The organism is Mycobacterium asiaticum, assembly GCF_001673365.1.
In the GTDB taxonomy this organism is placed as follows: domain Bacteria; phylum Actinomycetota; class Actinomycetes; order Mycobacteriales; family Mycobacteriaceae; genus Mycobacterium; species Mycobacterium asiaticum_A.
In genome coordinates, this window is the sequence record NZ_LZLS01000200.1 from 17,639 (window position 1) to 27,195 (window position 9,557).

The window sequence follows — 9,557 nt, forward strand, 5'->3', positions numbered from 1 at the left end:
GACCGGTTGAGTACGCAAGGTTTCGTGCGCCGACTACGTGTGTCGCCGCCGCGCATGCCGGGGGGCGAAGTCAACCTGCAGCCGCCGCCGGAGGTGCCCAGGGTTATTCCGGGCAACCTGTTGATGAAGCTGCTGCCGTTCGTGATGATCGTCGCGGTGGTCGGGATGATCGCGCTGATGGTCACCGTCGGGGGTCGGGACCTGATGAGGAACCCGATGTTCCTGATCTTCCCGATGATGATGATCATGTCGATGGCCGGCATGTTCATGGGCGGCGGCGCGCGGTCCGGCAAAGCGGCGGCCGAACTGAACGAAGAGCGCAAGGACTACTTCAGCTACCTGGCCAACCTGCGCGACGACGCCGACATGACCGGCGAGGGACAGCGTTCCGCGCTGGAGTGGAGCCATCCCGACCCGCGGGCGTTGGCCGACGTCGTAGGCACCCGACGGATGTGGGAACGCCGCCCCACCGACAACGACTTCTGTCACGTCCGGGTCGGGATTGGAACGCACCGACTGGCGACCCGACTGCTCGCTCCCGAGACCGGTCCGCCCGAGGACCTCGAACCGGTGTCGACGGTGTCGCTGCGACGTTTCGTCAAGACGCACTCGGTGGTGCATGCCCTGCCCACCGCGGTATCCCTGCGTGCCTTCCCGGCCATCACCTTCGAGGGCGACCGAAAGCTGGCTCGGCAATTGGTGCGCTCAATGGTGTTGGAGCTGTGTGCATTTCACGGACCGGACCACGTTCAGGTAGCGATAGTGACCGCCAACCCGGACGGCGAGAACTGGAGCTGGGTCAAGTGGTTGCCGCACGCCCAGCACGCCACCGCCCGGGACGGCATGGGTTCGATGCGACTGCTGTTCCCCAGCCTGGAACTGATGGAACGTTCGCTGGCAACGGATTTGGGAGAGCGGGGGCGGTTCAGTCGCAACGCCGAACCCACCAAAGGACTCAAGCAGCTTGTGGTCGTGGTCGACGACGGCTACGTCTCCGGCACGGAACGTCTGGTTACCGACGCGGGATTGGACAGCGTGACCCTGCTCGACCTGAACGGTGCCGAGGCCGCCGCGAATCGGCGCGGCCTGCAACTGGTCGTCGAGGGCGAGGATGTCGGCGCGCGCACCGCCGTCGGGCTGGAGCGGTTCGCCACCCCCGACACCATCACTGTCGCCGAGGCGGAGGCGACGGCCCGCCGCATCGGCCGCTACCGGTTGGCCAGCGCCGCGCACATCGTCAGCCTGGAATCCGATTCACGCGCCACCGATCCCGGATTGATGACGCTGCTGAAGATTCCCGACGCCGCCGAGATCGTTCCCGAGCAGGTGTGGCGCAAGCGCTCCCCGCGCGAGCGGTTGCGGGTGCCGATCGGGTACACGCCGAATGGTCAGCCGCTGGAACTGGATATCAAGGAATCCGCCGAGTCCGGCATGGGCCCACACGGGTTGTGTATCGGTGCCACGGGCTCGGGCAAGTCAGAGTTCTTGCGCACGTTGGTGTTGTCCATGATCACCTCGCACTCGCCCGACGTACTGAACATGGTGCTGGTCGACTTCAAGGGTGGCGCAACGTTTCTCGGGCTCGAGGGGGTACCGCACATCGCGGCGATCATCACCAACCTCGAAGACGAGCTCATTCTCGTCGACCGGATGCGCGACGCGCTGGCCGGTGAGCTGAACCGACGTCAGGAACTGTTGCGCTCGGCCGGCAACTTCCCCAACGTCAACGAGTACGAGCGTGCGCGGGCCAACGGCGCGGAACTGGATCCGCTGCCGGCGTTGTTCATCATCGTCGACGAGTTCTCCGAATTGCTCTCGCAGAAGCCGGACTTCGCCGAACTGTTCGTGATGATCGGCCGCCTGGGCCGGTCGTTGCACGTCCACCTGCTGTTGGCCTCGCAACGGCTGGAGGAGGGCAAGCTGCGCGGCCTCGATTCGCATTTGTCCTATCGGATCGGGCTCAAGACCTTTTCGGCCGGTGAGTCGCGCAGCGTTCTGGGCGTGCCCGACGCGTACCACCTGCCCAGCGTTCCCGGCTCGGCGTTCTTGAAATGCGATGCGGCCGAACCGATCCGGTTCAATACGTGCTACGTGTCAGGGGACTATGTGCGGCCGCGGCGGGCGGCTCAGAGCGGCCGGAACCGGCAGCTGGGTGCACTGGCGCCGAAACTGTTCACCGCCACGCCGGTGAAAAAGGACGCGGCACCCGCCGCTGCGACCCCGGAATTGGCCGAACCGGAGACCGCGGCGCCGCCGTCGCCCACCAAGACGACCCTGCTCGATGTCGTAGTGTCCCGCCTGCGGGGACATGGCCGGCCGGCGCACGAGGTGTGGCTGCCACCTCTGGACGAAAGTCCCGCGGTCAATCTGCTGCTGCCGGACTCGAATTGGGCCGCGACCGGCAACCTCAACGGCCGGCTGTGGATTCCGATGGGCGTGGTGGACCGTCCCTACGATCAGCGTCGTGATGTCCTCACCGTGGATCTGTCCGGCGCCCAAGGCAATGTGGCGGTGGTGGGTGGACCACAGTCGGGTAAGTCCACCGCGCTGCGCACACTGATCGTCGCGACCGCCGCCACCCACACCCCCGAGCAGGTGCAGTTCTTCTGCCTGGATTTCGGTGGTGGCACGCTGTCAAGCTTGGCGAACCTGCCGCACGTGGGCGGGGTGGCCGGCCGGATGGATGCTGACGGCATCCGTCGCAGTGTGGCCGAGGTATCGGGCGTGCTGCGGGAACGCGAGTTGCGGTTCCGCGACCTGGGTATCGAGTCGATGCGTGATTTTAGGCAACGCAAGGCACGCTTGGCCACCCTGCCGCCCGAGGTCGCCGCTCAGGATCCGTTGAGTCAGGACAAGTTTGGCGACTTGTTCTTGGTGATCGACGGCTGGGCCTCGATCAGAAGCGACTTCGAGGTGCTGGAACCGGCGCTCAATGCGCTTGCCGTACAAGGGCTCTCCTACGGTGTGCACCTTGTCATCTCGGCGACCCGCTGGATGGAGATGCGACCGGCGGTCAAGGATATGCTCGGCACCCGCATCGAGCTGAAGCTAGGCGATTCGATCGACAGCGATGTGGGCCGCAGATTCGCCGATTTGGTGCCCGTCGGTCGGCCCGGCCGGGGCATGACCCACCAGCGGTTGCACTTGCTGATTGCGCTGCCGCGACTGGACTCCAGTTCCGGTGTGGAGGATCTGCCGGAGGGGGTTGCGGCTTCCGTCAATGCTGTCCGCGCGCACTACGGCAATCGGCAGGCGCCGCGCGTTCGGATGTTGCCGCACAATGTGGATCGAGCCGCCGTGGTTCGGGCGGCGCGCTCTGCCGGCATGCTCAGCAAGTCGCGAATCGCGATCGGTATCAACGAGTCCGAATTGATGCCGGTGGTTCTGGATTTCGATGCGCAGCCGCACCTGGTGGCCCTCGGCGACGGCGAATGCGGCAAGACCGATCTGCTTCGCAACATCGCCACCGGTCTGATGGAGAACGCGAGCCCCGAGGAAAGCAAGATCATCCTGGTGGACTTCCGCCGGTCCATGCTCGGGGTGGTCGCCAACGAGTATCTCGGCGGCTACGCGACCAGTGCGCAGTCCGGTACGGAGTTGATGACCGCGCTGGCATCGTCGCTCAGGGCGCGGCTCCCACCCACCGACATCACCCAGCAGCAGCTCAAGGAGCGGTCGTGGTGGTCGGGTCCGGAACTGTTCGTGATGATCGACGATTACGACCTGATCGCTGCAGGTTCGTTGAACCATCCGCTCGGCGCCTTGACCGAATATTTGCCCCAGGCAAGGGATATCGGGCTGCGGGTCGTGGTGACCCGTCGGATCGGTGGCGCGCAGCGGGCGATGATGGACCCGTTCCTGGGACGGCTAAGAGACCTGTCGTGCAACGCTCTGGTAATGAGCGGTTCCAAGGACGAAGGCGCATTCTTCGGCTACAAGGCCACCCAGATGCCGCCCGGCCGGGGCATGCTGATTTCGCGCACCATGAAGAGTGGTGTCATCCAGCTGTCGAGGATGCCGGAACTGTGACGGGGGTCAACGAGCTGCGTCGGCTGCAGGTGGTGTCGGCCGCGCCCGAGCAGATCCGGGTATCGGTTTTCGGTGGCCGGACCCAGCTGGACATCGCGCTTCCGTCGGATGTTCCCGTTTCGAGTTTGGTGGCCGACCTGGCCCGGCTCGTCGGATCGCGTGACGGCGACGCAGATGCCTCGGGGAATGAGCCGGGGGGCCCGGGAGGTAAGGACAGCCACGCCAGTAAGGATGAGCGGCGTAGCTTCTGGGTCCTCAGCCGCTTCGACAGTGGCACCGTGCTTCGGCCCGATCAGACGCTGCGCGAGGCCGGGGTGGGTAGCGGAGAACTGTTGCGGCTCTCGTCGCAGCTGGCGCTCTCACCGCCCACGCTCTACGACGATGTGGTCGACGCCGTCGGGCGGCTGAACAAGGCCGCACACGCCGCGTGGGACGCGGTGTCGGCGCGCTGGATGGCCTTCGTCGGAGTGCATCTGGCTGCCCTCGGCATCGTCTACTGCCTGGTGGGCCGGCGTGAGGCCACGAACCACTATGTGATTGTCGGCCTGGCCGCGGCGGTCGCGCTGGCACTCGTCGGTGGGGCGGCGATGGCGCATCGGTCCTACAGCCTTGACGATGTCGCGGCGGCGCTGGGCTGGGCTGCGATTCCGATTACGGCGGGGATTGCCTGGGCGGTGCTTTCCCGCTACGGCGACTACGGGGTCGCCGCTGCTTGGGGAGCTGTAGTGGTGGCCTGCCTCGTCTTCGACCGGGTGGTCGGAACCGGGCCCTGGGCGTATCTGGCGAGCGCGTTGATGTTCGCTGTGATCGGCGCGGCCATGCTCGGGCGTGCCCTGCAGCTGCGCTTCGACATCGTGTTGGTCACGTTGGCGGTACTGGCGACGCTGCTGTGCCTGGCGGTTCGTCGTTGGACAGCGCGTTTGGGTCGGTTCCAGACGCCGACCGTCGCCGTCGAAAACAACCGCGAGGACTGGGATTTCGAGAATCCTTTCGAGCCGCCCGCACCGACCGACGAAGCCGATTCGGGCACGACGATGCCGACCGCGGAGGCCGTCTGGACGCGGGCCACCTCGGCCGCGATCACCCGGGCCGCGTTGCTGGCCGGCCTGGCCGCCGGGGTGGCGGTCGTGCTCGCTCTGCTGCTTGATCAGGGACTAGACGGCGTGCGCCAGGCAGTGAACTGGCCCGAGTTCACGTTGGCATTGGCATGCGCGGCGGTGCTGGCGTTGCGCACCCGGACGTTGGATACCTGGTTCGAGCGCGCCGCGCTGGGAGGGCCCGCGGTCGCGATCCTGGTGCTCAGCTGCGCGCTGGCGCAGCACGGCAGCAAGCTCGTGCCGGTAGCGGCGCTGGGCGCGCTGCTGGCCGTGACGTTGGGCGCGGCGGTGGCGGGGCTGATGGGCACCGGTGGCGGACCCAGCCATCGAGTGGCGACACTGCTGTCCTATCTGGAGTACTTGGCCGTCGGATCCTTGATCCCGTTGGCGTTATGGGTGGCGGGTGTCTACCAGCGGTTGGGTTTCGGATGACGGCTTTGGTGCGCGTAGCCGCGCTGGTGGGCGCGGTCATGGTGAGCGCTGCGTTGCAGCCGGCGCAGGCGTGGGCGATCCAACCTCCGGTCGTCGAGCCCGGCCCGCCGCCCAACGGACCGCTGGGGCCGGTCGAACCAACCGAACTCAAGGCGATCTGCGGAGTCCCCACCGGGGTCCTACCGCAATCCGACTTCACGCTGCAGACCAGTGCGGAGGCCATGCTCAACTACACCGACGCTTGGCGGTTTTCCCGTGGCGCCGGGCAGAAGGTTGCAGTGATCGATACCGGAGTGAACCGGCATCCGAGGTTGCCGTTCCTCGAGGCCGGCGGCGACTACGTGTCGAACTCCGACGGGCTGCAGGACTGCGACGCCCACGGAACCTTGGTCGCAGGAATCATCGCAGGCGCACCGAGCGCCAGTGACACTTTCGCCGGTGTCGCCCCCGAGGCGACCATCCTGTCGATCCGGCAAAACAGCACCGTTTTCAGCCTTAAGGACGGCGGCTCAAGTCAACAGAACGATCCCAACGCCATCTCACCGGGCTACGGCAACACGCTGACCTTGGCTTACGCGATCACACGGGCCGTCAACATGGGCGCCACGGTCATCAATTTGTCCGAGGTGGCGTGCAGCCCGGTCGGAGCCGGCCTCGACGACGCTCAACTCGGTCGTGCGGTTCGTTATGCCTTCGAACGCAACGTCGTCGTCGTGGCCGCGGCCGGCAACTTCAACAGTCAAGGCCTGTGCAAGAACCAGAACGTGATGCCCGATCCGAACATGCCGTTACGAAGTGGATGGAATTCGGTACGCACGATCGCCAGCCCGGCCTGGTTCAACGACTACGTCTTGACCGTCGGGGCGCTGACGACCGCCGGCGAACCCGCCGATTTCAGTCTCCGTGGCCCGTGGCTGGGGGTGGCCGCGCCGGGTGAGCGGATCGTTTCGCTCGACTCGAACAGTCCCGGTCTGACCAATGCCGTCATGAGCCAACAAGGCCTGGCACCCATCAACGGCACCAGTTTCGCGGCGCCGTTTGTTTCCGGGGTCGTGGCGCTGATCCGGTCCCGGTTTCCCGAGCTGACCGCCGGCCAAGTGATCGACCTGGTCAAGCGCACCGCACACACTCCCGGGGCGGGACCGAACGAGGCCACCGGATACGGCGTAATCGATCCGGTAGCCGCGCTGACCTACCGCGTGCTTGCGGCTAACCAGCTACCCAACCCCGATACCGCGACACCGATCGCAGGGCGGCCTCATCTCGACCCGGCTAGCCAGCGAGCGCGCATCATCGTGCTGTCCGTCACAGCGGGTGCGGTAGCGCTGGCGATTGTCGCCTGGGCGCTCTCGGTGGCCAGGCGACGGCGAGAAGCGCGCGTGGCCGATTCGGGCAAACGTGTGGAAGTCTCGAACTGAAAATTAAAGCCTCTTGAGCTACGTACGATTGAACACGGTGTACGTGAACGATTGCGATCGAAAGGGGGGAGGACATGTCGAAGCAAACGCCCAAGCAGACACCGGCCGAGGACGAGCGCGAACTGGCGCGTCCTCCCTGGCTGCCGGGTGAAAAGAAGCGCCGTCGTGTCCACCTCGGTCGGGGCAAACGGGACGAGGAAAATCAGACTGGTGACGCCGCTAAGCGTCCAGACCGGAAACGAGTTGCCAAAACCGAGGAGCCGGCCAAGCCGGACGACAGCCGCACGCGTCCGGTCGCCGATGCTGCCCCCGAATCCGGATCCAAGCGAGAGCGCGTCCAGGTCTCCCGGGCCAAACCACACAGCGACCGTTCCGAACCGGACGCGCAGGGTGCCGTCGAGTCTCGGCCCAAGCGAGTTGCCGTGCGCTATGACCGGATGCGACGTCTCGAACAACTCCAGGCCGAACAGGCTGTTACTGCAGAGCACCCGGTCGTTGAAACGGAAACGTTGGATGACGACGTTGATGAACTGAGGGTGGACGATGCGCCCGAGCAGCCCGCCGAGGACGTGACCGATCAAGTCGAAGCGTCCACCATGCCTGAGCCGCAAGATGATTCGCCGCTGCCCGAGGGGCCGGTAGAGCCGGAGTCCGCGCAGGCCGAAACATCGCTGGAGCCCGATACTGGGCCCGGTTCGCTGTGGGGGGCGCAGGCATGGGAACCCGAATCAGGTCTTCCCGAGCTACCGCTAGAACGCGAAGCACGTCTTCGGGTTACCGCAGAGCATGAGGCAGCGCAGGCAGAGCCGGAACCGGAACCGGAACCTGTCGAACCTGAACCGCGACTTTGGATTACGACGGGGGACGAGCCAGAGCAAGATCTTCCCGCGCCCGGGCCGGTTTTCGATGATGGAGTCCCGCAGCCTGAGTTCGTCCTGCCGGTGCACCCGGTGGAACCTGAAGAGCCCGTAGTGGTTTCGACGGACCGTGAGCCGGATTTTGCGCTTCCGGTCGAGCCTGAGTCGACCGCGGAGGTTTCAGGGGAGACGCCGGAGCCTGATCTGGTACCGGAAGTGCCTGAGTATCCCGCTGAACCGGAGGCGTTCGTGCCGGTTTCGATGGACCGGGAGCCCGATTTTGCGCTTCCGGTCGAGCCGGGGCCGCCCGTCGAGGTTTCGGCGGACTCGCTTGTACAAGAGCGTGATTCAGCACCGGACCACACTGAGTATCCCGCTGAACCAGAGGCGTTCGTGCCGGTTTCGACGGACCGTGAGCCGGACTTCTCGCTGCAACCCGAGTTGTCGGCGTCCAACGAACCAACGTCCGTCGAATCCGGGTCGCCGGGCGAACTCGACGAGATCGAGTTGCGGGCCGCCGCCCTCCTTGAGCAGATGGCTGCCAAGCGGGCGCAGGTCTCGGCTGAACCCGAGGAAACGCCGACCGACTCTGGCGTTGACGCAGAAGAACAATCGCAAGAGGAGCTGACAGACTTTGCGAGCGAGGTTGAGCCGGTTGTGGATACGTCCGAGGAAGCTGAGTTGACAGCGGTGGACGATGCCAAACCGGATGCGCCGGAGACGGATTGGTTCCTAGAAGAATTCTCAGACGACGTCGAGGAGACATCGGAGTCGCCCGACGTTTCCGAGTTCGACGTGTCCGAGCCCAACGTGCCCGAGCCTTACGTGCCCGAGCCCGACGCTGACCCGATTGCCGACCCGATTGCCGAGACGGAACCGACCGACGGCGATCCCGGCGTCGCCTCGACCGACGCCGTCGAAGACCCGGAGACCCCGCAGGAAGCCGAAACCACTCCCGCTACCGAGCAGGACGCGGTGCCCGAAGAACGCTCGAAGCCCCGCCGCCCCGCGCTGCCGCCCTGGCAGCTGCCGAGTTCCATCATGTCGGCGGAGATCGAAGAGGTGGTGATCGACGCCCCGGTGGCACAGCACCAGCAGCCGGCACCGCCACCGCCGCCGCAACCGCAACCGCAACCGCAACCGCCCGAGCAAAGTGACACGCCCGCGCGCCAGCAACCGCCGCAGCCTTCTCCGCAGTCGGGACCGCCTCATCAATTCCGAGCGCCGGCGGCCCGACCGGGCGCCAAGCTGCCCTGGCCGCCGCCACCACCGCCACCCGGACCGTTCCCACCGCCACCCTGGTGGCCGGGACCGCCTCCGGGACAACGTGTTCCACCTCGCCCAGGCGCAGCACCCCGCCCCGCGCCAGCCCGAGGGCGGCGCAAACCGCTCCGGGTGGGCGATCTCCGCTTCGTCAATTGAAGGGGGCGTCCGGAACGGTTGATACCCCGCGGGCGGCAACCGCCGCAGCCTTCTCCGCAGTCGGGACCGCCTCATCAATTCCGAGCGCCGGCGGCCCGACCGGGCGCCAAGCTGCCCTGGCCGCCGCCACCACCGCCACCCGGACCGTTCCCACCGCCACCCTGGTGGCCGGGACCGCCTCCGGGACAACGTGTTCCACCTCGCCCAGGCGCAGCACCCCGCCCCGCGCCAGCCCGAGGGCGGCGCAAACCGCTCCGGGTGGGCGATCTCCGCTTCGTCAATTGAAGGGGGCGTGCCGGTGG

At 66.4% G+C, this 9,557-nt stretch carries 5 protein-coding genes; 4 read left to right on the forward strand and 1 reads right to left on the reverse strand.

Features of this window, described 5'->3' with window-relative positions:
- The first annotated feature begins 6 nt into the window (after nucleotides 1-6).
- From eccCa to A5634_RS23590, 4 genes are all read left to right on the forward strand, one after another.
- Complete coding sequence (gene eccCa / locus A5634_RS23575; RefSeq protein WP_065146451.1) at nucleotides 7-4,029, forward strand: type VII secretion protein EccCa; 4,023 nt, start codon at nucleotides 7-9, stop codon at nucleotides 4,027-4,029.
- Nucleotides 4,026-5,558 carry a type VII secretion integral membrane protein EccD gene (gene eccD / locus A5634_RS23580; protein ID WP_155769685.1) on the forward strand — a complete coding sequence of 511 codons (1,533 nt, stop codon included), beginning with the start codon at nucleotides 4,026-4,028 and terminating at the stop codon, nucleotides 5,556-5,558. Before eccCa ends, eccD begins: the two co-directional genes overlap by 4 nt.
- Nucleotides 5,555-6,976 carry a type VII secretion-associated serine protease mycosin gene (gene mycP / locus A5634_RS23585; RefSeq protein ID WP_065146452.1) on the forward strand — a complete coding sequence of 474 codons (1,422 nt, stop codon included), beginning with the start codon at nucleotides 5,555-5,557 and terminating at the stop codon, nucleotides 6,974-6,976. Before eccD ends, mycP begins: the two co-directional genes overlap by 4 nt.
- A 74-nt stretch (nucleotides 6,977-7,050) precedes the next feature.
- Nucleotides 7,051-9,255: a hypothetical protein gene (locus A5634_RS23590; RefSeq protein ID WP_065146453.1), complete on the forward strand. Its 2,205-nt coding sequence runs from the start codon at nucleotides 7,051-7,053 to the stop codon at nucleotides 9,253-9,255.
- On the opposite strand, the gene A5634_RS23595 is transcribed toward A5634_RS23590, so the two are convergent.
- On the reverse strand, nucleotides 9,248-9,472 hold the full coding sequence (locus A5634_RS23595) for a hypothetical protein (RefSeq protein ID WP_065146454.1): 225 nt from the start codon (nucleotides 9,470-9,472) through the stop codon (nucleotides 9,248-9,250). The two genes, A5634_RS23590 and A5634_RS23595, sit on opposite strands and share 8 nt — an antisense overlap.
- Between the last annotated feature and the right edge of the window lie 85 nt (nucleotides 9,473-9,557).